This is a genomic window from Kitasatospora sp. NPDC034023, assembly GCF_055575795.1.
This window is the reverse complement of the sequence record NZ_JBVIRY010000001.1, coordinates 500,579-524,554: the sequence shown is the minus strand read 5'-3', so window position 1 is coordinate 524,554 and position 23,976 is coordinate 500,579. Positions and strand designations below refer to the sequence as shown.

Annotated in this window: 23 protein-coding genes and 1 pseudogene; 17 read left to right on the top strand and 7 right to left on the bottom strand. The window is 73.1% G+C overall.

Annotated elements, in window-relative coordinates; genetic code table 11:
• Positions 1-2: 2 nt before the first annotated feature.
• From ACZ52R_RS02350 to ACZ52R_RS02340, 3 genes are all read right to left on the bottom strand, one after another.
• Complete coding sequence (locus ACZ52R_RS02350; protein WP_360502474.1) at positions 3-1,037, bottom strand: alanine racemase; 1,035 nt, start codon at positions 1,035-1,037, stop codon at positions 3-5.
• Between the two features lie 13 nt (positions 1,038-1,050).
• Complete coding sequence (locus ACZ52R_RS02345) at positions 1,051-2,169, bottom strand: lipid II:glycine glycyltransferase FemX (RefSeq protein WP_360502471.1); 1,119 nt, start codon at positions 2,167-2,169, stop codon at positions 1,051-1,053.
• Positions 2,170-2,365: 196 nt separating this feature from the next.
• On the bottom strand, positions 2,366-2,665 hold the full coding sequence (locus tag ACZ52R_RS02340; RefSeq protein ID WP_360502469.1) for a hypothetical protein: 300 nt from the start codon (positions 2,663-2,665) through the stop codon (positions 2,366-2,368).
• Between the two features lie 318 nt (positions 2,666-2,983).
• Between ACZ52R_RS02340 and rpsF the strand changes: the two genes are divergently transcribed.
• From rpsF to rplI, 4 genes are all read left to right on the top strand, one after another.
• A complete protein-coding gene (gene rpsF, locus ACZ52R_RS02335) occupies positions 2,984-3,274 on the top strand; it encodes a 30S ribosomal protein S6 (protein ID WP_360502466.1) in 291 nt (96 codons plus the stop codon).
• 96 nt (positions 3,275-3,370) lie between these two features.
• Positions 3,371-3,979, top strand: a complete 609-nt coding sequence (locus ACZ52R_RS02330) for a single-stranded DNA-binding protein (RefSeq protein WP_360502464.1) — start codon at positions 3,371-3,373, stop codon at positions 3,977-3,979.
• Between the two features lie 79 nt (positions 3,980-4,058).
• The gene (gene rpsR / locus ACZ52R_RS02325; protein WP_030059640.1) at positions 4,059-4,295 is read left to right on the top strand and encodes a 30S ribosomal protein S18; all 237 of its coding nucleotides are present in this window, start codon (positions 4,059-4,061) and stop codon (positions 4,293-4,295) included.
• A gap of 17 nt (positions 4,296-4,312) precedes the next feature.
• Entirely contained in the window at positions 4,313-4,759 is a 447-nt protein-coding gene (gene rplI, locus ACZ52R_RS02320; RefSeq protein ID WP_360502462.1) for a 50S ribosomal protein L9, read from the top strand.
• Between the two features lie 72 nt (positions 4,760-4,831).
• On the opposite strand, the gene ACZ52R_RS02315 is transcribed toward rplI, so the two are convergent.
• Positions 4,832-6,181, bottom strand: coding sequence for an MATE family efflux transporter (locus ACZ52R_RS02315; protein ID WP_465752521.1), 1,350 nt, complete (start codon positions 6,179-6,181; stop codon positions 4,832-4,834).
• 451 nt (positions 6,182-6,632) lie between these two features.
• On the opposite strand from ACZ52R_RS02315, the gene dnaB reads away from it, so the two are divergent.
• On the top strand, positions 6,633-8,261 hold the full coding sequence (gene dnaB / locus ACZ52R_RS02310) for a replicative DNA helicase (protein ID WP_465615410.1): 1,629 nt from the start codon (positions 6,633-6,635) through the stop codon (positions 8,259-8,261).
• Here the strand turns inward: dnaB and ACZ52R_RS02305 are convergent.
• On the bottom strand, positions 8,228-8,500 hold the full coding sequence (locus ACZ52R_RS02305) for a hypothetical protein (protein ID WP_465661579.1): 273 nt from the start codon (positions 8,498-8,500) through the stop codon (positions 8,228-8,230). The genes dnaB and ACZ52R_RS02305 overlap by 34 nt on opposite strands.
• A 107-nt stretch (positions 8,501-8,607) precedes the next feature.
• On the opposite strand from ACZ52R_RS02305, the gene ACZ52R_RS02300 reads away from it, so the two are divergent.
• A complete protein-coding gene (locus ACZ52R_RS02300) occupies positions 8,608-9,573 on the top strand; it encodes a LysR family transcriptional regulator (RefSeq protein WP_465661577.1) in 966 nt (321 codons plus the stop codon).
• Between the two features lie 118 nt (positions 9,574-9,691).
• Here ACZ52R_RS02300 and manA read toward each other — a convergent pair whose 3' ends face one another.
• Positions 9,692-10,891 carry a mannose-6-phosphate isomerase, class I gene (gene manA / locus ACZ52R_RS02295; RefSeq protein ID WP_465615404.1) on the bottom strand — a complete coding sequence of 400 codons (1,200 nt, stop codon included), beginning with the start codon at positions 10,889-10,891 and terminating at the stop codon, positions 9,692-9,694.
• Between the two features lie 328 nt (positions 10,892-11,219).
• Between manA and ACZ52R_RS02290 the strand changes: the two genes are divergently transcribed.
• Entirely contained in the window at positions 11,220-11,984 is a 765-nt protein-coding gene (locus tag ACZ52R_RS02290) for a polyprenol monophosphomannose synthase (protein ID WP_360502449.1), read from the top strand.
• Between the two features lie 121 nt (positions 11,985-12,105).
• Here the strand turns inward: ACZ52R_RS02290 and ACZ52R_RS02285 are convergent, their stop codons facing one another.
• The gene (locus tag ACZ52R_RS02285) at positions 12,106-12,516 is read right to left on the bottom strand and encodes a winged helix-turn-helix transcriptional regulator (protein WP_465615402.1); all 411 of its coding nucleotides are present in this window, start codon (positions 12,514-12,516) and stop codon (positions 12,106-12,108) included.
• Positions 12,517-12,621: 105 nt separating this feature from the next.
• Here ACZ52R_RS02285 and ACZ52R_RS02280 point away from each other — a divergent pair, with 105 nt between their 5' ends.
• The 10 genes and pseudogenes from ACZ52R_RS02280 to ACZ52R_RS02235 all read left to right on the top strand — a co-directional run bounded on the left by ACZ52R_RS02280 (position 12,622) and on the right by ACZ52R_RS02235 (position 23,971).
• On the top strand, positions 12,622-13,254 hold the full coding sequence (locus ACZ52R_RS02280) for an FMN-dependent NADH-azoreductase (protein ID WP_465615400.1): 633 nt from the start codon (positions 12,622-12,624) through the stop codon (positions 13,252-13,254).
• A 121-nt stretch (positions 13,255-13,375) separates the two neighbouring features.
• Positions 13,376-14,362, top strand: coding sequence for an MBL fold metallo-hydrolase (locus ACZ52R_RS02275; protein ID WP_465615398.1), 987 nt, complete (start codon positions 13,376-13,378; stop codon positions 14,360-14,362).
• 31 nt (positions 14,363-14,393) lie between these two features.
• Positions 14,394-15,336: pseudogene (locus ACZ52R_RS02270) on the top strand (NTP transferase domain-containing protein).
• Between the two features lie 20 nt (positions 15,337-15,356).
• Positions 15,357-16,541 carry a molybdopterin molybdotransferase MoeA gene (locus tag ACZ52R_RS02265; RefSeq protein WP_465615396.1) on the top strand — a complete coding sequence of 395 codons (1,185 nt, stop codon included), beginning with the start codon at positions 15,357-15,359 and terminating at the stop codon, positions 16,539-16,541.
• Between the two features lie 22 nt (positions 16,542-16,563).
• Positions 16,564-17,610, top strand: coding sequence for a potassium channel family protein (locus ACZ52R_RS02260; RefSeq protein ID WP_465661576.1), 1,047 nt, complete (start codon positions 16,564-16,566; stop codon positions 17,608-17,610).
• A 48-nt stretch (positions 17,611-17,658) separates the two neighbouring features.
• Positions 17,659-18,636: an NAD(P)H-quinone oxidoreductase gene (locus ACZ52R_RS02255; RefSeq protein WP_465661575.1), complete on the top strand. Its 978-nt coding sequence runs from the start codon at positions 17,659-17,661 to the stop codon at positions 18,634-18,636.
• A gap of 598 nt (positions 18,637-19,234) precedes the next feature.
• Positions 19,235-19,579 carry a hypothetical protein gene (locus ACZ52R_RS02250; protein ID WP_465752519.1) on the top strand — a complete coding sequence of 115 codons (345 nt, stop codon included), beginning with the start codon at positions 19,235-19,237 and terminating at the stop codon, positions 19,577-19,579.
• Between the two features lie 215 nt (positions 19,580-19,794).
• Positions 19,795-20,409: a bacterial proteasome activator family protein gene (locus tag ACZ52R_RS02245; RefSeq protein WP_360502428.1), complete on the top strand. Its 615-nt coding sequence runs from the start codon at positions 19,795-19,797 to the stop codon at positions 20,407-20,409.
• Positions 20,410-20,688: 279 nt separating this feature from the next.
• Positions 20,689-22,119, top strand: coding sequence for a protein kinase domain-containing protein (locus tag ACZ52R_RS02240; protein ID WP_360502427.1), 1,431 nt, complete (start codon positions 20,689-20,691; stop codon positions 22,117-22,119).
• A gap of 112 nt (positions 22,120-22,231) precedes the next feature.
• The gene (locus tag ACZ52R_RS02235; protein ID WP_465615387.1) at positions 22,232-23,971 is read left to right on the top strand and encodes a protein kinase domain-containing protein; all 1,740 of its coding nucleotides are present in this window, start codon (positions 22,232-22,234) and stop codon (positions 23,969-23,971) included.
• Positions 23,972-23,976: the final 5 nt, after the last annotated feature.

Sequence of the window (23,976 nt, the reverse complement as noted above, 5' to 3'; positions counted from 1 at the left end):
TGCTAGCGGTCCACCACGCGGTCGAAGTGCGTGGTGGTGTGACGGACCTGGAGACCGAGCTCCTCGCCGATCGCGGGGGCCCCGGTCTCGCCGTCCAGGAACAGCAGCGAGACCTGCATGTGCGGCGGCTCGGCGAACCAGAGCTGCTTGCCGGCCCAGTGGAACGGCGACTTGGTCTTGTTGACCGTCGCCAGACCGGCCCGGGCGATGCCCTTGGCCCGCGAGGCCATGCTCTGCACGTACTTGGGCGCCTCCAGGCCGATGCCGTGCGCGGTGCCGCCGGCGACCACCAGGATGTGGCCGTCGGCGGGCGCCGGGTGCTGGCGGTAGCCGTAGCGGTCGCCCTTCTTCACCGGGGTGACGTCCAGGACGGTGGCCCGGACCTCCAACGCGGCGTGGTCGCCCAGCCAGAGCCGGGTGCCGATCCGGGCCCGGAAGACGGTCTCCGGGTAGCGCTGGGCGAGCTGCTCCATGCCGGCCGCGCCGAGGTGGCTGACGAACACGGTGTGGACCGGGATGCCGGCCGCACGGGCGGTGTCCACCCAGTACGCGACCTCCTCGACCGGGCTGGAGCCGTCCGGCCGGTCCATCGGCAGGTGCAGCGCCAGGCCCTCGAAGCTGACGCCCTCGAGCTCGGCGGCGACGGTGCTCAGGTCGGCGGCGCTCACACCGTGGCGGCGCATGGTGGTCATGCACTCCAGCACCACCCGGGTGCCGTGCAGCGTCCGCAGGGCGTCCACGCCCGCGACCGTGCGGATCACCCGGGCGTGCGGCATCGGGAGGACCTCCTCGCCGACCCGGTACGGGGTGAGCACCAGCAGCTCGCCGCCGTACCACTCGGCGGCGTCGGCCGCCTCGTACGCGGTACCGACGGCGAGCACACCGGTGCCCAGCAGCGTCGCCTCCTCGGCCAGCCGGTGGTTGCCCAGGCCGTAGCCGTTCCCCTTGGCGACCGGCACCAGGCCGGGGAACTCGGCGAGGACGGAGCGCTGGTGGGTGCGCCAGCGTTCGGTGTCGAGGTAGAGCGACAGCGTCATCGGGTCAGCCTCCTCAGCGGCGGGACATGTAGAGGTCGAGGGCCTTGTGCAGCAGCTTGTTGAGCGGGAAGTCCCACTCGCCGAGGTACTCGGCAGCCTGGCCGCCGGTGCCGACCTTGAACTGGATCAGGCCGAACAGGTGGTCGTTCTCGTCCAGGGTGTCACTGATGCCGCGCAGGTCGTACACACCGCCGCCGAGGGCGTAGGAGTCGCGCATCATCCGCCACTGGATGGCGTTGGACGGCTTGACCTCGCGCTTGTGGTTGGCCGAGGCGCCGTAGGAGTACCAGACGTGCTCACCGACCACGAGCATCGTGGTGGCGGCCAGCGGCTCGCCCTCGTGGTAGGCGATGTAGAGCCGCATGCGGTTCGGGTCCTCGGCGGTGAGGGCCTTCCACATCCGCTGGAAGTAGGACAGCGGGCGCGGGGTGAAGCGGTCGCGCTCGGCGGTGACCAGGTAGAGCTGGTGGAAGATCGGCAGCTCGTCGTAGCCGCCCTGGAACACCTCGACGCCGCTCTTCTCGGCCTTCTTGATGTTGCGGCGCCAGAGCTGGTTGAAGTTCTTGTGGATGTCGTCCAGCGAGCGGTTGGCCAGCGGCACCTGGAAGACGTAGCGCGGCTGGACGTCGCCGAAGCCGGCGCCGCCGTCCTCGCCCTGCAGCCAGCCGGCCTTGCGCAGCCGGTCGGCCACCTCGAAGGCGCGCGCCTCGTACCAGTCGGCCTCGACGTCGCGCAGGCGCTTGGCCTGCTTGGCGGCGATGGCCTCCTTGATGGTGGGGGCGTTCCAGCGGCGGATGACCACCGGCGGGCCCATCTTCACCGAGAACGCGCCCTGCGACTTCAGGTGCGCCAGCATCGGGGAGAGCCAGCGGTCGAGGTCGCGGTCGAACCAGTCGATGACCGGGCCCTCGGGCAGGTAGGCGAGGTAGCGCTTGAGCTTCGGCAGCTGGCGGTAGAGGACCAGGCCGGCGCCGACGAGCTGGTCGGCGTCGTCGAACCAGCCGATCGACTCGGACCGCCACTCGGCCTTGACGTCGCCCCACGACGGCACCTGCATGTGGCTGGCCGAGGCGCGGCTCCTGATGAAGGCGAGGTGCTCCTCGCGGGTGATCGTCCTCAGGCGCAGGCTCATTGCTCGGTGCTCCTCGTCGGTCGGGCTGCGGTGGGCCCCGGGTTCTCGGGCTGACCCTACCGTCCGGGGCCCTCGGTGCCCCCGTCGCGGCGGGCACGACGGCGCCCCCGTCGGGTACCTGTCCTCTTGCAGATACGCGGCGGGGGCGCCGAGGGTTCCGGAGGGGCCGGGGCGGTCCGGCCCCGGAGGCGGCGGCTCAGCCCCAGAGGCCGCCCCGGGCGATGCCGAGGTAGAAGCCGACCGCGGAGGCGCCGAGCGTGATCATCAGGACGAAGCGCTCGGCGGTGGTGACCGAGACGAACATCCCCCAGAGCCCCGTGATGATGCCGGCCAGGCCGGTCCACGAGGTCATCAGATGCAGGTTGTGGAAGAACGAGGTGGTGAAGGCGATGACGCCCAGGACGGCGGTGAGCGCCACCAGGGTGTTCTCGCGGGGGTGCGGGTGGCCGTCGGTGTTCAGCGTGAGCGCGGGCATGCGGTGGACGGACTGGGCCATGAGTCCCACCTCCTGGCGTGGAGACGAACGGGCAGGAATCCCGTTCCGTCCAGATTGCGGCGGTTGGGTCGGTCTCACAACCCCTATGCGTTTTGTTCGGCCGTCCGGGTGCGGGTAGGCTGTGCCGTCTGCACTGGTGTAGTTGTGCCCCCTTGCGCCCTCTTTCGGGCGACACCCCTCCGGGGTGGACGGGGGCCGATTGTCGGACCCGGCCGCTACGGTGGGCCGGAGTCGTCACCGCGCCGGTGCCGACGCTACGCACAACCCTCCTGCCACGGAGAGACCGTGGCCGCTGAGTCCAAAGGAGGTGGGTTACTCATGCGTCACTACGAGCTGATGGTCATCCTCGACCCCTCGGTCGAGGAGCGCGCTGTCGCCCCCCTGATCGAGAACTTCCTCACTGTCGTCCGCAACGGCGGCGGCAAGGTGGAGAAGGTCGACACCTGGGGTCGTCGCCGTCTGGCTTACGAGATCAACAAGCAGTCCGAGGGCATCTACTCGGTCATCGACCTCAAGGCCACGCCTGAGGTCGTCAAGGAGCTCGACCGCCAGATGGGCCTGAGCGAGTCGGTTCTGCGGACCAAGGTCCTGCGCCCGGACACCCACTGAGCCACCTCTGAGGCCTTCGGGTCTCGGGTAGCTCGCGTCCGCTGTTTCACGTGAAACAGCGGTGAACGGACATCTTCCCGAGAGGTCATCACCACCATGGCAGGCGAGACCGTCATCACCCTCGTCGGCAATCTCGTCGACGACCCCGAGCTGCGCTTCACCCCGTCGGGTGCGGCGGTCGCGAAGTTCCGCATCGCGTCCACCCCCCGCACCTTCGACCGTCAGACGAACGAGTGGAAGGACGGCGAGAGCCTCTTCCTCACGTGCAACGTCTGGCGGCAGCCGGCGGAGAACGTGGCCGAGTCGCTGCAGCGCGGCATGCGCGTCATCGTGCAGGGCCGACTGCGCCAGCGGTCTTACGAGACCAAGGAAGGCGAGAAGCGGACGGTCTTCGAGGTCGAGGTCGACGAAGTCGGCCCGAGCCTGCGCTCGGCGACCGCCAAGGTCACCCGGGCCAACCGCTCCGGCGGTCCTGGCGGCCCCGGTGGCGGCTTCGGCGGCCAGCAGGGCGGCGGCCAGGGCGGTGGCAACTGGGGCGGCGGTGGCGGCCAGCAGGGCGGCAACTGGGGTGGTAACTCCGGTGGCCAGTCCGGCCCCTCCGAGGACCCCTGGGCCTCCAGCGCCCCGTCCGGTGGAAACCAGGGCGGCAGCTGGGGCGCCCCGTCCGGCGGTGGCGGCGGCTTCTCGGAAGAGCCCCCGTTCTAAGAGCTGACAGATTTCGTGCGGCCCGGCCGCAGGCGTCCCCGGACGCCGGCCGGGCCGTGAACCCCAAATGGAGCACACAATGGCGAAGCCGCCTGCTCGCAAGCCGAAGAAGAAGGTTTGCGTCTTCTGCAAGGACAAGGTCAACTACGTTGACTACAAGGACACGAACCTGCTGCGGAAGTACATCTCCGACCGCGGAAAGATCCGTGCCCGCCGGGTCACCGGCAACTGCACCCAGCACCAGCGTGACGTCGCCACGGCCGTGAAGAACAGCCGTGAGATGGCGCTGCTGCCCTACACCAGCACCGCGCGCTAAGAGAGGGTGACCAAGTAATGAAGATCATCCTCACGCACGAGGTGCCGGGTCTCGGCTCCGCCGGCGAGGTCGTCGAGGTCAAGGACGGCTACGCCCGCAACTACCTGGTCCCGCGTGGCTTCGCCATCCGCTGGACCAAGGGCGGCCAGAAGGACGTCGACGCCATCCGTCGCGCCCGCAAGATCCACGCGATCCAGACCCTCGAGGCCGCCAACGAGGTCAAGGGCAAGCTGGAGGGCGTCCAGGTCAAGCTGGCCGTCCGTTCGGGTGAGGCCGGCCGTCTGTTCGGCTCGGTGACCCAGGCCGACGTCGTCGAGGCCATCAAGGCCGCCGGCGGCCCGGCTGTGGACAAGCGCGCTGTCGCGATCGCCTCGCCGATCAAGACCGTGGGCACCCACAAGATCTCGGTCAAGCTGCACTCCGACGTCCAGGCCAACCTGGACATCGCGGTCGTCGCTGCCTGAGTTCCCCCCGCAGTGGCCTGAGGGCCGGACTCCTCCGGGAGTCCGGCCCTCGGTCGTTCCCGGGCGCGCGGGCTACCCGCGCACGGCCCCGGTGACCAGCCACTTGCCGCCACGGGCGCGCCAGACCAGGAAGGCGGCGCGGACCAGCATGAACAGGTTCATCGCCCACCAGAGCCCAGCCAGCCCGGCGCCGTTGGCCGGGACGGCGAAGGCCGCCGGGGCGAACACCGCCAGGGTCGCGAGCGCCGCCCAGGCCAGGTACGGGCCGTCCCCGGCTCCCATCAGCACCCCGTCCAGCACGAAGACCAGGCCGGCGACCGGCTGGCTCAGCGCCAGCAGCAGCAGGGCGGTGTCCAGCTGCGCCCGGACGGCCGGATCGGGCGTGAACAGCGGGACGTACAGCGGGCGGGCGGCGACCACCAGCAGGCCGAGCACCACCCCGGAACCGACGCCCCACTCGACCATCCGCCGGGTGGCGGCCCTGGCACCCGGGACGTCCGAGGCGCCCAGGTAGCGGCCGATGATGGCCTGGCCGGCGATCGCGATGGCGTCCAGCGCGAACGCCAGGAAGCTGAACAGCGTCATGGTGATCTGGTGCGCGGCCACCTGGTCGTCGCCCAGCCGGGCGGCCACCGCGGTCGCGATCATCAGCACCGCGCGCAGGCTGATCGTCCGGACCAGCAGCGGGCCGCCGGCCTTGGCGCAGGCCTGGATGCCCGTCGCGTCCGGCCGCAGTGAGGCCCGCTCCCGGCGGGCGCCGCGGACCACCACGACCAGGTAGACGGCGGCCATCGCGGTCTGCGCGAGCACGGTGCCCCAGGCCGAACCGGCCACCCCGAGGCCGGCGCCGTACACCAGACCGACGTTCAGGCCGATGTTGGCGGTGAAGCCCGCGACGGCCACCAGCAGGGGCGTCCGGGTGTCCTGGAGTCCGCGCAGCACGCCGGTGGCGGCCAGCACCATGAGCATCGCCGGGATGCCCAGGGAGCTGATCCGCAGATACGTCACTGCGTAGGGCGCGGCGGTCGGCGAGGCACCCAGGACGTCGGCCACCCAGGGAGCCGCCAGCACGGTCAGCAGGACCACCGGGACGGCCAGGCTGAGGGCGAGCCAGATGCCGTCGATGCCCTGCTGCACGGCGCCCCGGCGGTCCCCGGCCCCGATCCGGCGGGCGACTGCCGCGGTGGTGGCGTAGGCGAGGAAGACGAACACGCCGGTCGCGGTGGTGAGCGCGGCGGAGGCGACGCCCACCCCGGCCAGCTGGGGGGTGCCGAGGTGGCCGACGATCGCCGAGTCGGCCATCAGGAAGAGCGGCTCGGCGACCAGTGCGCCGAAGGCCGGGACGGCCAGGGCGAGGATCTCCCGGTCGTGCCGGCGCCGGTCGGGGGCCGACGATGTGTCGTTGGGCGGCGAGGCGGTCATGGGCTCCAGGCTACTCATCCACAGGTAATTGATGACAGTGGGTCGTGACCATTACTCGAAGTCCTGAGCGACGCTGTTCGCACGCTCCGTGCCCACAGCCGTTCGGAGGTGTGTGAAGAATTTCTCATGCACAGGCCTCGGAAGGGGTAATCCCAGGTCAGCAAGTTGACGGTGGATCGATCGTCTGGTTATCCACAGGGACGTCCACAGGGGTGTCCACAGCTTTGCGGCAGTTCTCCACAGGTCGGGGCCGCTCATCCACACCCCCTGTGGATAACCGCCTTGGCGCAAGGCCGTCCGGCGCCTTAGCGTGGGCTCTCCGCCCGACACTCCCACCGCCCCGGCGTCCGATTTGTCGGGGCCGTGGCGTACAAAGAGGAGCGGATCCGATCCACCCAGCCACCGGCAAGCCCGCTCCAAACTCGCACCACTCGCTGATCGGGGAACACGCGTGACCGGCCCCCAGTACGACGACCACGACGCCCCGCCGCCGGAGGAGGACTGGCAGACCGCAGAGGACCCCTTCCCGGCCACCGCCTTCGATGACGCGCCCTTCCCGGACGGCCCCGGCGACCGGCTCCCGGTCTCCCACAGCCGCGGCGGCCAGGGTGGCAAGGGCGGCGGCCGCGACGGCTTCCAGAAGGGCGGCTCCCAGGGCGGCAAGGGCGGCCGGAACGGCTCCTCGCGCGAGGGCGGCCAGCGGGAGGGCGGCTGGCAGCGCCGTGGCGAGGGCGACGGCGAAGGCGGCGTGGACGGCTTCGAGCGCGTCCCCCCGCAGGACCTCGCCGCCGAGCAGTCCGTCCTCGGCGGCATGCTGCTCTCCAAGGACGCCATCGCCGACGTGGTCGAGGTGCTCAAGCCCGCCGACTACTACCGGCCCGCGCACGAGATGGTCCACGGCGCGATCCTCGACCTCTACGCCCGGGGCGAGCCGGCCGACCCGATCACCGTGGCCGGCGAGCTGACCAAGCGCGGCGAGCTGCAGCGGGTCGGGGGCGCCTCGTACCTGCACACCCTGGTCAACTCCGTCCCGACCGCGGCCAACGCCGAGTACTACGCCCAGATCGTCCACGAGCGGGCCGTGCTGCGCCGCCTGGTCGAGGCGGGCACCCGGATCGCCGGCATGGGCTACGCGGCCGAGGGCGACGTCGACGAGATCGTCAACGCCGCCCAGGCGGAGATCTACGCCGTCACCGAACAGCGCACCAACGAGGACTACGCGCCGCTCGCCGACATCATGGAGGGCGCCCTCGACGAGATCGAGGCGATCGGCTCCCGGCAGGGCCAGATGTCCGGCGTGCCGACCGGCTTCGCCGACTTCGACGCGCTCACCAACGGCCTGCACCCCGGCCAGATGATCGTCATCGCGGCCCGCCCCGCCATGGGTAAGTCCACCCTCGCGCTGGACTTCGCCCGGGCCTGCTCGATCCAGAACAAGCTGCCGAGCGTGATCTTCTCGCTCGAAATGGGGCGCAACGAGATCGCCATGCGTCTGCTCTCCGCCGAGGCCCGGGTGGCGCTGCACCACATGCGCTCCGGGAACATGACGGACGACGACTGGACGAGGGTCGCCCGCCGGATGCCCGACGTCAGCGAGGCGCCGCTGTTCATCGACGATTCGCCGAACCTGTCGATGATGGAGATCCGCGCCAAGTGCCGCCGGCTCAAGCAGCGCAACGACATCAAGCTGGTCGTCATCGACTACCTCCAGCTGATGCAGTCCGGCGGCTCCCGCCGGGCCGAGAACCGCCAGCAGGAGGTCTCGGACATGTCCCGAAACCTCAAGCTGCTGGCCAAGGAGCTGGAAGTCCCCGTCATCGCGCTCTCCCAGCTGAACCGTGGCCCCGAGCAGCGCACCGACAAGCGGCCGATGGTCTCGGACCTGCGTGAGTCGGGCTCGATCGAGCAGGACGCCGACATGGTCATCCTGCTGCACCGCGAGGACGCCTACGAGAAGGAGTCCCCGCGCGCCGGCGAGGCCGACCTGATCGTCGCCAAGCACCGTAACGGTCCGACCGCGACCATCACGGTGGCCTTCCAGGGCCACTACTCGCGCTTCGTCGACATGACCCGGGACTGACCCGGGTTCGAGCTCTGCTTCGGCGCGGTTCCGGGGGAGTGCTTCACCAGAACGGCGGACAGCCCGGCCGCAGCGGCCGTGGACCACAGCAGGAAGCCGGTGGCGTCGCCCGCGAGCGTGCCTCGGAGCGTGTGTCGGCCGCCTTCCAGGACCTGGCGGATCATCAGGGCCTGGCTGGCGCCGGGCAGCATCGCCAGCAGCAGCGTGGTGGCGATGAGAACGGGCACGTGCGTGGGCATGGGCAACGAGCCCTTCCGGGATTGCGGTCGACGGGTGCACGCCAGGCTTCCTCCCAGGCAGTCCTAAGAGAAGTTGAGAGCGATTGGTGCAGCGTTAAGATCGGTGAATGGTGGTGGACCCGGGACAGCTGCGGCTTCTCGCATTGATCGAGCGCCACGGCTCCCTGACGGCAGCGGCCCACGCGCTCCGGCTCACACCCGCGGCGATCACCCAGCAGGTGGCCAGGGCCGAGCGCGACTGGCAGGTGCCGCTGGTCGTCCGTGGTCCTCGCGGAGCAACGCTCACCCCGGCCGGCGCGCTGCTCGCCTCCCACGGCCGCACTGTGGAGGAGGCCTCGGACAAGGCCGAGACGGAACTGGCCGCACTGCTCGGCCACCTCTCGCTGCGCCTGCGGATCGGTACGTTCCAGGCGGCTGCCCTGCACCTCCTCCCGCCGGCCCTGACGGCTCTGCGGCACCGCCATCCGGACGCCGACGTGTCCGTCGTGGACGTGGTCTCCGGACTCGGAGCGGACGAGATCAGCGCGGGGCACCTGGACGTGGCCCTCGTCGCGTCCTGGGGCAAGCCACTCGCACCGCCCCCGCAGGTACGAGCCCACCCGCTCCTGCTGGACCCGATGGTGGTGGTCCTGCCCGACGACCACCCACTGGCCACCGGACAGCCCGCGGACACCAGACTCCGCCTGGAGCAGCTGCGCGACGAGTCGTGGGTGTCCATCCTGGCCGGCCACGCCGCCCGCGAACAGTTCCACGACGCCGCCCGCGAGGCCGGCTTCGCTCCCACCGTGCGGTTCGAGACGGAGTCCTACGATGTCGCCCAGGCCCTCGTCGGCACCGGTATCGCCGTGGCCCTGGTCTCCCGCCTGGCCCTGACCCACGCCCCCGGCACCACCCACCGCGAACTGGCCCGGCCCAGGCCCTACCGCCAGATCTACGCCGTGACCAAGTCCGACGCCGGCCTCACCCCCCTCGCGGACAAGCTCGTCGACCTCCTGCACGACGTCGCCCGCGACACCACCGCCACCTGGGAGGCACCCCCGCAACGCACACCCGACCCACCGGGCGGAGCCTGACGAAGCCCCGGCTCGGACGTCCCCGAAGGCTCCGACACCTTCGCGAGACGGACGGCGGCCGCCACGACCACCCCGGCCGGGGCGGCCGGGGCGGCCGGAGGGTGGTTCAGACGGTTACTCAGACGGTGACGGTGGCGCGGAAGAGCGTGGTGCCGGTGCCGGAGAGGCGGGTCGCGGTGCCGGTGGCGGGGACGAAGGCGGACTGGCCGCGGGCGAGGTCCAGGACGGTGCCGTCGGTGGCGGTGAGGCGGGCGCTGCCCTCGGTGCAGAGCAGGATCTGCGGGGTGCGGCCGTCGATCGCGCGCTCGACGCCGTCCAGCGCGAAGCGGGACAGCCGGAACTCGTCGATCGGGACGGGGTAGAGCTCCTCGCCCGGGGTGGCCTCGACCGGGACGGGGGCCGGCACCTCGGGGTCGCCGGCCTCGAAGACCACGACCTTCAGCAGCTCCGGCACGTCGATGTGCTTCGGCGTGAGGCCGGCCCGCAGCACGTTGTCGGAGTTGGCCTGCAGTTCGACGCAGACGCCGGACAGGTAGGCGTGCGGCACCCCGGCGCCCAGGTAGAGCGCCTCGCCGGCCCGCAGCCGGAAGTGGTTGAGCAGCATGCCGGCGATCAGGCCGCGGTCGTCCGGGAAGTCCTCGGCGATCCGGGCGTACGGCGCGTAGTACCAGTCCGGATCGCGGGCGTCGCACTCCGCCAGCACCTCGGCGGTCTCCCGGACGGTCTTCCGGGCGGTCTCGTCGTCCATGGTGAGGATGGCGGCCAGCGTGCCGCGCAGCGCCTCGGACTCGTCCTCGACGCACAGCAGGTCGATCAGCGGGTCCAGTCCGGGCACCCCGAGCCGGGCCATCAGCTCGGCCGCCTCGGCGGGCCGGCGGAAGCCGCACAGGCCCTCGAACTCGCCCAGCGCGCAGACCATTTCGGGCTTGTGGTTGGCGTCGCGGTAGCTGCGCTCGGGGGCGTCCAGCGGGATGCCGAGGGCGTTCTCGGCGGCGAAGCCGGCGCGGGCCTGGTCGAGCGTGGGGTGGGCCTGGATGGACAGCGGGGTGCCCGCGGCGAGGACCTTGAAGAGGAACGGCAGGGTCGGGCCGAACCGGGCCACGCTCGCGGCGCCCAGCTCGCCCTCGGGGTCGGCCGCGATCAGTTCGTCCAGCCGGCGCGGGCCGTCCCCGCGGTCGGCGCGGGACGGGTCGCCGGGGTGGGCGCCCATCCACAGCTCGGCCTGCGGTTCCCCGGTCGGCTGCTGCCCGAGCAGCTCGGGCAGGGCCGTGAGCGACCCCCAGGCGTACGGGCGGACGGTGTTGACGAGCCTGTCCATGCGCGCGGTCCTACTCCTTCGCTGTCTGGCGGGTGTGCCGGATCGCCGGGGGCGGGCCCGGCGGTGCGGGCGGTCCGGGCACGGGCAAGGGCATCGACCCTAGCCGAACGGTGTCACCCACGGGGAAACGGTGGGCGTCAGGTGGGAGTGCCGTGGTCGGACCGGTGGTTCCCGGGCGCGGTAGTAGGATGCCAGGACGCAGTAGTCTCCGCCCTGCGCGCAGTTCTCCATCGTGGTCACCCCGCCGGAGGGCTGCCGGTGGAGCCGCGTTCCAGAGTGCGGGCGACGGTGTTCTGAGATTCCCCGCCATCGGCCGAGAGGTTTGTACGTGACCGTGAACCAGCAGAGTTTTGCTGATCTCGGCAGGGTCCTGGTGATCATCCCGACCTACAACGAGGCGGAGAACGTCGAGCGGATCGTCGGCCGGGTCCGTGCCGCGGTGCCCGAGGCGCACGTCCTGGTCGCCGACGACAACAGCCCCGACGGCACCGGTGAGCTCGCCGACAAGCTGGCCGTCGAGGACCCCCACGTGCACGTCATGCACCGCAAGGGCAAGGAGGGCCTGGGCGCCGCCTACCTCGCGGGCTTCCGCTGGGGCATCGACAACGGTTACGACGTCCTGGTCGAGATGGACGCGGACGGCTCGCACCAGCCCGAGGAGCTGGACCGGCTGCTGGGCGCGCTGCGCGGCGCCGACCTGGTGCTGGGCTCGCGCTGGGTGCCGGGCGGCCGGGTGGTGAACTGGCCGAAGTCGCGGCTGCTGCTCTCGCGCGGCGGCTCGACGTACTCCCGGCTGATGCTGGGCGTGCCGATCAAGGACGTCACCGGCGGCTACCGGGCGTTCCGCAAGGAGACCCTGCTGGGCCTGGGCATGGACGAGGTCGCCTCGGCCGGGTACTGCTTCCAGGTCGACCTGGCCTGGCGCACGGTGAAGGCCGGGTTCAAGGTCGCCGAGGTGCCGATCACCTTCGTCGAGCGCGAGCTGGGCGCGTCCAAGATGAGCCGCAGCATCGTGGTCGAGGCGCTGTGGCGGGTGACCTCCTGGGGTCTCGCCGACCGGCTGGCCCGGCTGCGCGGTGCGAAGAAGCGCTGAACGACTGACCGATTCGCTCGGGTGAAGGGCCCGTCTGCTGGTGACAGCAGGCGGGCCCTTCCGCATGTCCGGGGACGGAATCTCCAGGGGCGGGACGTCCGGGGGCGGACGGCCCCGAGGGTCAGCAGCCGCCGCTCTTGAGGGCGCTCTCGGGCAGGTGGCGGTCGGCCCAGACGGCCAGTTCGTGGAGGGCGGGCTTGAGCGCGACGCCGCTCTCGGTGAGCCGGTAGCTGACTCGCAGCGGCGGGCCGGCGTCGACCTCGCGGACCAGCAGCCCGGCCTCGGCCAACTCGGTCAGCCGGTCGGAGAGCATCCGCTCGCTGATGCCCGGGACGGCGCGGCGCAGTTCGGAGAAGTAGGCCGGGCCGCTGTTGTTGAGCACGCCCAGCAGCATGCCGGTCCAGCGCTTGCCGAGCAGGGTGAACACCCGGCCGAGGGCCAGGTCGATGTTCTGGCAGGCGCCGTGGGCCGCGACGTCGCACGCGTCGGTGGCGGTCGGGGCTCCGTCGGTGACTACCTCGTGCTGGGCCATGGATCCAGCGTACTCGACCGTCACTAGTGACTGCAGAAAAGTAAGCTGCTACCTTACTTGCAGCTGCAGCGAAAACAGCAGCTACTAATTCTCTGGAGGTCAGCCATGCCCACGCTTCTGCACATCGACTCCTCCGCGGTCGCCGACGGCTCCGTCTCCCGCGAGGTCACCGCCGCCTTCCGGGCCGCCTGGCAGGCCCAGCACCCCGAGGGCACGGTGATCTACCACGACCTCGCCGCCGACCCGATCCCGCACCTGGACGTGCACGGCATCAGTGCCGGATTCGCCCCGGCCGAGACCCACAGCGCCGAACAGGCCGCCGCCTTCGCGCTGCGCGAGGAGCTGATGGGCGAGCTGGAGCGGGCCGACGCCGTGCTGATCGGCAGCCCGATGTACAACTTCACGATCCCGTCGACCCTCAAGGCCTGGCTGGACCAGGTGATCCTGGTCGGCCGCACCGCCGGCGAGGCGCCTTCCGCCAAGGGCACCCCGGTCACCGTGGTCGCCTCCCGTGGCGGCTCGTACGCGCCCGGCGCCCCGCGCGAGCCGTTCGAGTTCGTCACCACCTACCTGGAGAAGGTGCTGACCGCGCTCGGCCTGGAGGTCGACTTCATCGTCCCGGAGTTCACCATGGCCCCGGTCGTCCCGGCGCTGGCCGAGTTCATCCCGAACGCCGCCGAGTCCAAGGCCCGGGCCCTGGAGCAGGCCGCCCGCCGGGCCAAGGAGCTCGCCGCCTGAGCCACGGCGTGACGTGAGCCGGATGGCGCGCCCAGCCGGGCGCGCCTTCCGTGGAATCGGGCACCGGTACTCCCATGCTGAGGGCGCAGGAAATCCGACCGCCGTGCAGAGGGAGCAGCCCGTGACGTCGTCCCCGCCCGAGGAGAGCGCCGGCGCGGAGCCCGCGGACACCTCACCCGCAGCGTTCCCGGAGGCCGAGCGGCCCGCCCGGCCGCTGGAGGTCGCCGTCTTCACCGGCCCCGAGTCGGCCTTCTTCGCCACCTCCGCGCTGATCCTCGGCGAGCAGGCCGCGATCCTGGTGGACGCCCAGCTCACCCGCAGCGCCGGACGCGAACTGGCCGAGTGGATCGCCGGCAAGGGCCGCCGGCTCCTCGCCATCGTGGTCACCCACCAGCACCCCGACCACTACTTCGGCGCCGAGGAGGTGCTGAAGCTCTTCCCCGACGCACGGCTGCTGGCCGCGCCGGCGGTGGTCGAGGGCATCCGGCGCACCGCCGCCGCCAAGGTCGCGCAGTGGAAGCCGGTGTACGGCGACGACATCCCGGACCACCCGCTGATCCCCGCCCCGCTGCTGCCGCAGCCGCTCATGCTGGACCGCCAGGTGATCCCCGTCCTGCTGCTCGGCCAGGGCGACTGCGGGAACTCCACGGTCGTCCACGTGCCGAGCATCCGGACCGTGATCGCCGGGGACTTCGTCTACAACGGCACCCACGTCTGGACCGCCGACACCACCCCGGCCCAGCGCACCACCTGGGGGCACAACCTCGGCCGGATCGCCGACCTCGGCGCGGACCGGGTGATCGCCGGGCACCGGGCCCCCGACCAGGGCGACGACACGGCCCGGGTGCTCGCCTTCACCGGCGAGTACCTGCAGGACTTCGACCGGCTGCTGGCCGAGCACCCGCACGACCCGGAGGCGCTGGTCACCGCGATGAACCGGCGGTACGGGGAGCTGACGCTGCCGGCCATCCTGGAACTGGGCGCGGCGGCCAACACCGCCCGGTCGGCGGAGGAGAACGGAACCATCGGCGCGGAGATCGTCGACGCGGAGATCGTCGAGTCGGAGATCATCGACGCCGAGATCGTCGAGGACGACCCGGCCGACTAGGGTCCGCCGCGGCCGGGCGGATACTGGCCGCATGACGCCGTACGACGTGATCGTTCCGGCGGGCGGGGCCGCCCGGCGCCTCGGCGGGGCCGACAAGCCCGGCCTGACCGTGGGCGAGACCACCCTGCTCGACCGGGTGCTCGCCGCCTGCGCGGACGCCCGCACCACCGTCGTGGTCGGCCCGGTCCGGCCGACCGCGCGCACCGGCGTCCGCTGGACCAGGGAGCAGCCGCCCGGCGGCGGGCCGGTCGCCGCCGTCGCGGCCGGGCTCGACCTGGTCACCGCGGACACCGTGCTGCTGCTCGCCGCCGACCTGCCGTTCCTGGACCGGCGGACCGTGCACCGGCTGGCCGCCGCCCTGGACGGGGCCGGGCCGACCGTGGACGCCGCCGTGCTGGTCGACGCGGGAGGCCGCGACCAGCCGCTCGCCGCCGCGTACCGCACCGCCCCGCTGCGCGCCGCGCTGGCCGCCCTCGGCGACCCGGCGGGCCGGCCGCTGCGCCGCCTGGTCGGCGGGCTGGCGCACCTGCGGGTCGCCGACACCGACAACGTCGCGTACGACTGCGACACCTGGGAGGACCTGGAGCAGGCCCGGGAACGCGACCGGAACTGAGCCGCACGACGCCGGTCACCGGGCTGTGAGCGAAATGACGCGCCCCGCACACGGGGCGAACACCTCCGGGAAACCGCCGATCAGGCAGCATGGGCGCATGGAGCGCACGCTGGATGACTGGATCGCCGAGGTCAAGGCCGACCTGGGCATCGACCTGGACGTGGACGTCCGAGGTCTGCTCGACATGGCCCGGGTGGTCGCGCACGGGGTGGCCCGGCCGGCCGCGCCGCTGACCGCCTTCCTGATCGGCTACGCCGCCGCCCAGCGGGGCGGCGGGTCGGAGGCCGTCGCCGAGGCCGCCCGACGGACCGAGGCCCTCGCCGAGGGGTGGGGCGCCGCCGACCGGCCGGGCGAGCGGTGAGCGCCGTCGGGCAGACGACCGTGACCGCCCCGTCCACCGGCCCCGCCGTGTCCGGCTGGCCCCGGGCCCGCGAGACCGCGCGCCGGGCCGGGCTGCGCCCGCTGCCCGGGATCGGGCTGCCGCTGGCCGAGGCGCTCGGCCACACCCTCGCCGAGCCGCTCGGTGCGCTGACCGACCTGCCCGCCTTCGACACCTCCGCGATGGACGGCTGGGCGGTCGCCGGGCCCGGCCCGTGGCGGGTCGCCGGCCGGGTGCTGGCCGGACCGGCCGAGCCGGCGCCGCTGGCCGACGGCACCGCCGTGGAGATCGCCACCGGCGCCCAACTGCCGTCCGGGGCCACCGCCGTCCTGCGCCGCGAGCACGGGCGGACGGACGGCACGCTGCTGCGCGACTGCGGCCCCCGACAGTTGACCACCGGCCAGGACGTCCGGCCCCGCGGCCAGGAGTGCCGCCGGGGCGAGGAGCTGCTGCCGGAGGGCACCCTGGTCGGGCCGGCCGTGCTGGGCCTGGCCGCCGCCTGCGGCCACGACCGACTGGTCGTCCGCCGCCGTCCGGTCGTCCAACTGCTCGTCCTGGGTGACGAGTTGCTCGCATCCGGGATCCCCGGCCCGGGCCTGGTCCGGGACGCGCTCGGGCCGCTGCTGCTGCCCTGGCTGCGGGCCGCCGGCGCCGAGGTCGCCGACGTGCGGTACGTGCGCGACGACTTCGGACTGCTCCGGGACGCGCTGCGGCACTCCACCGCCGACATCGTGGTCACCACCGGCGGGACGGCCGCCGGGCCGGTCGACTTCCTGCACCGGGCGCTCGACGAGGCCGGCGCCCGGCTGCTGGTGGACGGCGTCGCGGTCCGGCCGGGGCACCCCATGCTGCTGGCCGAACTCCCCGGCGGGCGCCACCTCGTCGGCCTGCCGGGCAACCCGCTGGCCGCCGTCGCCGGCATGGTCACGCTCACCCTGCCCCTGCTGCACGCCCGCAGCGGACGGGCCGCCGGTGCCCCCGCCCTCGCGCCCGCCGCGGCCGCACTGCCCGGGCACCCGGCGGACACCCGGCTGCAGCCCGTCCGGCGCACGGCCGAGGGCGTCGTCCCGCTCGCCTTCGACGGGCCCGCGATGCTGCGCGGGCTCGCCCGGGCCGAGGCGCTGGCCGTGGTCCCGCCCGGCGGAGTGGCGGCCGGGGGGACGGTCGAGCTGCTGGAGGTGCCGTGAGCGGGGAAAGCCGGGCCGGCGCATGAGCCGCCTGCGGGGCACTCGGGCGCCGGGCACCGAGCCGTGGGCGGACGCCGGGATCGTGCTGCCCGCCCGCCGGTCCGAGCCCGCCGTACGGCAGGTCGGCTTCCGGCTGCTGCTGGCGCTCGCCGTCCTGGTCGCCACCACGCTGATCGTCTACGTCGACCGGGACGGCTACAACGACAACGCCGGCGGCGGGCTCAGCTTCCTCGACGCGGCGTACTACGCGACCGTGACGCTCTCCACCACCGGGTACGGCGACATCACCCCGTTCAGCGACGGCGCCCGGCTCACCAACATCTTCGTGGTCACCCCGCTGCGCGTGCTGTTCCTGATCATCCTGGTCGGCACCACGCTGGAGGTGCTCACCGAACGGACCCGCCTGCAATGGCGGTTGAACCGCTGGAGGTCCACCGTGCGCGAGCACACCGTCGTCATCGGGTACGGGACGAAGGGCCGCAGCGCCGTCGACACCCTGCTCGGGCAGGGGGTGAAGAAGGAGGAGATCGTCGTCGTCGACCCGCAGCGCAAGGTGATCGACCACGCCGCGCAGCACGGCCTGGTCGGGGTGGTCGGCGACGCCACCCGCACCGACACGCTGGTGCGCGCCGCCCTGCCCACGGCGGCCCGGGTGGTGGTCGCACCGGAGCGGGACGACACCGCCGTGCTGATCACGCTGACGGCACGCCAGCTGAACCGCAACGCCACCGTGGTCGCCGCCGTGCGGGAGGACGAGAACGCCCCGCTGCTGCGACAGAGCGGCGCCGACGTCGTGGTCACCAGCTCCAGTTCGGCCGGACGGCTGCTCGGGCTGTCGATGCCCAGTCCGCACGCCGGGGCGGTGATGGAGGACCTGCTGACGTACGGCAACGGGCTGGACGTGGTGGAGCGCCCGGTCACCCGGGCCGAGGCCGGGCAGAGCCCGCGCCGGTGCGAGGACCTGGTGGTCGCGGTGGTCCGCGGCCGGCGGGTGATCAACTACACCGAGCCGGAGGCCGCCGTGCCGCAGCTCACCGACCGGGTGATCGTCATCAAGTCGACCGGCTGACGCGGGCCCTGCCCCGCGGAGCGCCCTGACGCGCAGTAGGTTCGGGACATGCATGCGATGACGATTCCCGTACCCGGCGGCCCCGAGGCACTGGTGTGGGCCGAGGTGCCCGACCCGGTGCCCGGCGAGGGCGAGGTCCTGGTCGAGGTGGCGGCCACCGCCGTCAACCGTGCCGACCTGCTCCAGCGGCAGGGCTTCTACAACCCGCCGCCCGGCGCCTCGCCCTACCCGGGGCTGGAGTGCGCCGGGCGGATCGTCGCGCTCGGGCCGGGGGTGTCCGGCTGGGCGGTCGGCGACGAGGTGTGCGCGCTGCTGGTCGGCGGCGGCTACGCGGAGCGGGTCGCGGTGCCGACCGGGCAGCTGCTGCCGGTGCCCAAGGGGCTGAGCCCCGAGCAGGCCGCGGCGCTGCCGGAGGTCGCCTGCACGGTGTGGTCCAACGTCTTCCTCACCGCGCACCTGCGGCCCGGCGAGACCGTGCTGCTGCACGGCGGCGCGAGCGGCATCGGGACCATGGCGATCCAGCTGGCCAAGGCGATCGGCGCGCGGGTCGCGGTCACCGCGGGCAGCGCCGAGAAGCTGGCCCGGTGCACCGAACTGGGTGCGGACATCGCGATCGACTACCGCGAGCAGGACTTCGTCGAGGCGCTCCGGGAGGCCACCGACGGAGCCGGGGCGGACGTGATCCTGGACATCATGGGCGCCAAGTACCTGCAGCGGAACGTGGACGCGCTGGCGGTCAACGGGCGACTGGTGATCATCGGGCTGCAGGGCGGGGTGAAGGGCGAGCTCGACCTCAACGCGCTGCTGCGCAAGCGGGCGGCGGTGATCGCCACCAACCTGCGCGGGCGGCCGCTGGCGGAGAAGGCGGCGATCGTGGCGGCGGTGCGGGAGCACGTGTGGCCGTTGGTCGAGTCCGGGGTGGTGAAGCCGGTGGTGGACCGGGTGCTGCCGCTGACCGACGCGGGCGAGGGGCACCGGGTGCTGGAGGCCGGGGAGCAGGTCGGGAAGGTCGTGCTGCGGGCCTGAGGGGCGGCCGGTCTGAGGAGCGGCCGGGGTGATGCGGTGGCCTGGGTGATGGGCGGGCGGCTCTTCGAATGTCCGAAATGCCTGAATTATCGGATCGTGCGAGGCTGGTCCGGAGCTGTCCCGCCGCCGACCCCGCCCCCGGGCGCGGCCGGCCGTCGGAAGGACTCCGACCGTGGCCGCATCACCGCACGCACACCTCGGGCCGCTGCCCGTAGCGCCGCACCACCGTCGTACCCGTCGCCGCTCCGGCCCGGGCCGCGCCCAGCGGCTGTTCGCGGCGGCCGTGCTGGGGCTCACGCTCCCCCTGGCCGCCGCGTCGGCGGCGGTGGCGATGCCCTCGCCCTCGACGGGGGTGACGCCTTTCCCTTCGCCTTCTCCTTCACTTCCTCTCCCGCCTCGTTCCTCCGCCCCTGCTCCGACCCCGGACCTCGCGGCAGGGGCGCCGAGCGCGGCGGCGACGGCGCCGGAGTCCTCGACCGCGCCCAGGCCGGCGGCCGCGCCGCCGCAGCACCCGGCACCCCGCCCGCACCAGGACGGCGACGGCCCCCGAGCCCACCGGCACCGCCCGGCGTCCCTGCCGGAACGGCCCGACGCCACCGTGGAACAGGCCCCGGACCAGGCCCCGGACCAGGCGACCGACCAGGCCCCTGGCCAGGCCGTCGACCAGGCTCCCGAGCAGGCCCCGGACCAGGGCGTCAAGGCCGACCAGCCGGTGGCCGACCAGGCCGACCCGGGCGCCCCGGAGTCGGCGGCCCCCGGCGACGCCGTCGCACCGGACGCCGTCACGGCCGCCTCCGGTCGGCCCGTCGCGGCCGCCGGCCTCCCGATCGTCCTCCCCGCCCGCTGGCAGGACGCCTCCACGACCCAGCTCCCGCTCGGCGTCGGCCTCGGGCTGATCGGCTGCGGCCTGGGGCTGATCGGCGTGCGGCTGCGGAAGGGCTGAGCCGGGGCGGCGGCCTCCGGTGGGGGTGGAGGTTCGGTGCGGGTTCCGTGGGGTGGGGGCGGTGGTGGGCGGCCGGCCCGCGGGGCGCGGGATCTGAGTACCCGTACGGATTCCCGCGCGGCGCGTGGGGGCGTACCGTCGTCAGGGGTGGCGCAGGACGGCGGGACGAACGGGGGCTTCCGCCCGACCAACCCCAGTGAGAGAGAATGTTGTTCATGACGAATCCGATGAACGAGCGCTCGTCGCAGGAGCCCTACCAGGCCGCCGGCGGGCAGTCGCAGGACGGCCAGAAGGTGCTGATCGTCGGACCGGACGGGATGCCCGTGGGCCAGGGCTTCGCCGGCCCGGCGGGGGAGGGGGACGACGACATCGACATGCCGCGCGAGCTCCCGGTGACCGAGATGGTCGAGCAGCCCGCCAAGGTCATGCGCATCGGCAGCATGATCAAGCAGCTGTTGGAGGAGGTCCGGGCGGCGCCCCTCGACGAGGCGAGCCGGGTCCGGCTGAAGGACATCCACGCGAGCTCGATCAAGGAGCTCGAACTCGGCCTGGCCCCGGAGCTGGTCGCCGAGCTGGAGCGGCTGTCGCTGCCGTTCACCGAGGACACCATCCCGACCGAGGCCGAGCTGCGGATCGCCCAGGCCCAGCTGGTCGGCTGGCTGGAGGGCCTGTTCCACGGCATCCAGACCGCGCTGTTCGCCCAGCAGATGGCGGCCCGGGCCCAGCTGGAGCAGATGCGGCGGGCGCTGCCGCCGGGTCTGCACGGCGGGGACCAGGACGAGGACGAGCCGGGCCAGGGCCGCGGCATCCGCTCCGGCCCGTACCTGTAGTCCGGTACCCGGCGGCAGGTCCGGCGGCCGCCGGACCGGACGTACCACGACGACCCGTCCCGGGCCGCGTCGCCGGGATCCGGCGCCGACGGCCCGGGCCCAGGAGCGGCCCTGGGCCGATCACCGTCGGCGCGAGCCGATACCCTGACCCCTGTCGCAGGCCGGTCGGGCCGCCGCGACAGGGGTCCGCCAGGCCAGCGGGCCGGGCCCACCAGCACGGACGAGACCGAACGTCACGGGTTGCGGCAGCACGGCCGCGCCGAGGGGGAGCAGAGGACCATGAGCGAGCACGGCAACGCGGCGGTCGAGGGCTTCTCCCTGGGCAACGGCCGTTATGTGCTGCAGCGGCTGCTGGGCGAAGGCGGCATGGCGTCCGTGCACCTCGCCTACGACAGCGTGCTGGACCGGCAGGTCGCGCTGAAGAGCATGCACAGCGAACTGGGCCGGGACGACTCGTTCAAGGAGCGGTTCCGCCGCGAGGCCCAGGCAGTGGCCCGGCTGGAGCACCCGAACATCGTCACGGTGTACGACAGCGGCGAGGACATCGCCCCGGACGGCTCCAGCACGCCGTACATCGTCATGCAGCTGATCGACGGCCAGGGCCTGCGCGAGGCGATCAACGAGGCGATCGGCCAGTACGGCGCGATGCCGACCGAGGCGGCCCTGAAGGTCACCGTCGGCGTGCTGAACGCGCTGGAGGCCTCGCACGACATGGGCCTGGTGCACCGCGACATCAAGCCCGGCAACGTCATGTTCGACCGCAAGGGCAATGTCAAGGTCATGGACTTCGGCATCGCCCGGGCGCTGGAGTCCGGCGTCACGTCGATGACGCAGACCGGCATGGTGGTCGGCACCCCGCAGTACCTCTCGCCCGAGCAGGCGCTCGGCAAGCCGGTGGACGCCCGCTCCGACCTGTACTCGGTCGGCGTGATGCTCTTCGAGATGCTCACCGGCCAGCTGGTCTTCGACGGCGACTCGGCGTTCTCGATCGCCTACAAGCACGTCCAGGAGGAGCCGCCGGCGCCCTCCGCCCTCAACCGCTCGGTCACCCCCGAGGTGGACGCCTTCGTCGCCCAGGCGCTGCGCAAGGACCCGGCGCACCGGTTCCAGAGCGCGGCGGCGATGCGGGACGAGGCGGAGCGGCTGATCGAGGCCGCGAAGGGCGGCGGCAGCGGGCACAAGCTGCAGGCCAGCACCCCGCTGGTGATCAACGAGGGCCCGCGTTCGGTGCACGCCGCCCCGCAGGCTCCGCACACGCCGCCGCCGCAGTACCCGCAGCAGGGGCAGCAGCCGCAGTACCAGACGCCGCCGCCGGCCTACCAGACGCCGCGTCCGCAGGCCCCGCACACCCCGCACCCGCAGTACCTCCAGCAGGGGCAGCAGCCGCAGTACCAGACGCCGCCGCCGGCCTACCAGACGCCGCGTCCGCAGGCCCCGCACACCCCGCACCCCTTCGCCCAGCAGGCGCACACCCCGCCGCCGCAGCCGATGCCGCCGTACCAGCAGCCGAAGGCGTCCGGCGGCGGTGGCTGCTCGACGGCCGTGGTCGTGGTCGGGATCATCGTCGGCGTGCTCGTGCTGGCCGGCATCATCATCGCGATCGTGGTCAACAACGCCGACAAGAAGACGAATGGCAAGTTCGGCCACGCCGAGCGTCCGGCGAACGTCCTGGTGGTCGACCTGCCGGCCGACCGGAATGGCCGGCTCTGACGGATTCCGACCGGTTCACGGGTGCCACGGCTGCGCGCCGGAAGCGGTAGCGTTCGGGGATACGTAGGCGACAGGGCACCGCGATCCGAGCGAACGCCCGGGGCGAGGAGCGATGGCACAGACGCAGCAGCCGGATGACGACGCGGGTGCCCGAGCGGCCGGCCGGACCGGCGGGACGCCGAGGATTCCCGAGCCCGGCAGCGATGCCGCGACCTCGGCGCTGCCGCCCGTCTTCGGCTCCGGCGGCCCGCACACCCCCGGTCGCGGCACCGCCGCACCGCTGGGCACCGTCGGCGACGGCCGCTACCGGCTGACCCACCGGCTGGGCCGCGGCGGCATGGCCGAGGTGTTCGCCGCCGAGGACGTGCGGCTGGGCCGCACCGTCGCCGTCAAGCTGCTGCGCGGCGAGCTGGCCCAGGACGACGTCGCCCGGCTGCGGTTCACCCGCGAGGCGCACGCGGTCGCGGCGCTCAACCACCACTCGATCGTCTCGGTCTACGACACCGGCGAGGAGTACGTCGGGGACGAGTCCACGCCGTACATCGTGATGGAGCTGGTCGAGGGCCGGACCGTCCGCGAGCTGCTGGCGGACGAGGAGGCGCCGCCGGTCGACCAGGCGCTGATCATCATCGCCGGGGTGCTGGAGGCGCTCGCCTACAGCCACCGGCACGGCATCGTCCACCGCGACATCAAGCCCGCCAACGTGATCATCACGACCGCCGGCGCGGTCAAGGTGATGGACTTCGGCATCGCCCGGGCGCTGACCGGCGGGGCCACCACGATGACCCAGACCGGCATGGTCATGGGCACCCCGCAGTACCTCTCGCCCGAGCAGGCGCTGGGCAAGCCGGTCGACCACCGCTCCGACCTGTACGCGGCCGGCTGCATGCTGTTCGAACTGCTCACGCTGCGCCCGCCGTTCACCGGCGACACCCCGCTCTCGGTGGTCTACCAGCACGTCCAGGACCTGCCGATGCCGCCCTCGCAGGCCAACGGCCGGGTGCCGGTCGGCCTCGACCCGCTGGTGCTGCGCTCGCTCGCCAAGAACCCGGACGACCGCTTCCAGGACGCCGACGAGTTCCGTGCCCACCTGCAGCACGCGCTGCGCGAGATGCACGGCGCGGCCGGGGCCGGCTGGGTCGGCGCGGGCGGGGCCCCCGGCGACACCGGCGCGACCCAGGTGCTCCGGCCGGACCAGGCGGCGGCCACGGCGGCCTTCGGCGTGGTCCGCCCGGGCGACCAGACCTCCGTGCTGCCCTACCAGGGGGCGGGCGGCTCCACCCCCGCGACCTCCTACTCGGGGGGCGGCGGCCTGTACGGCGGTGGCGGCGAGGGCGACGGCGACGACGGGCACGGTCGGCGGCGCGGGCCGTGGGCCTGGGTGGCCGGCGCCATCGCGGTGCTGGTCGCGGCCGGTGCCGGAATCGCGTTCGCGCTCAGCGGCGCCGACAACGGCGGCACCAAGGACCACGTCCTGCCTCCGACGCCCGAGCCGGTGGTCAGCACGACCGAGCCGACCACGCCGACCCAGAGCGGTCTGCCGAGCCCGCCGGCGTCGGTCTCCGGCAGCAGGAAGCCGCAGCAGCCGACCGAGCCCGGCAACAACAGCGGGAACAACACCGGGAACAGCGGCAACAACATGTCGCCGTCGGCGAGTTCGGGCAAGCACACGCCGACTCCGACGCCGACGCCGACCCCCACCCACTCCGCGACGGGCAGCTCGTCGGCGACTCCGACCGGCGGGTCGACCGGGGGGTCCACGTCGACCCCGGGCGGCGGGGGCGGCACGCCCACCAACCCGGCCCCGCCGAGCTCCACGAAGGGGCCGATCTCGCCGCCGACCCTCGGCTGAGCCGG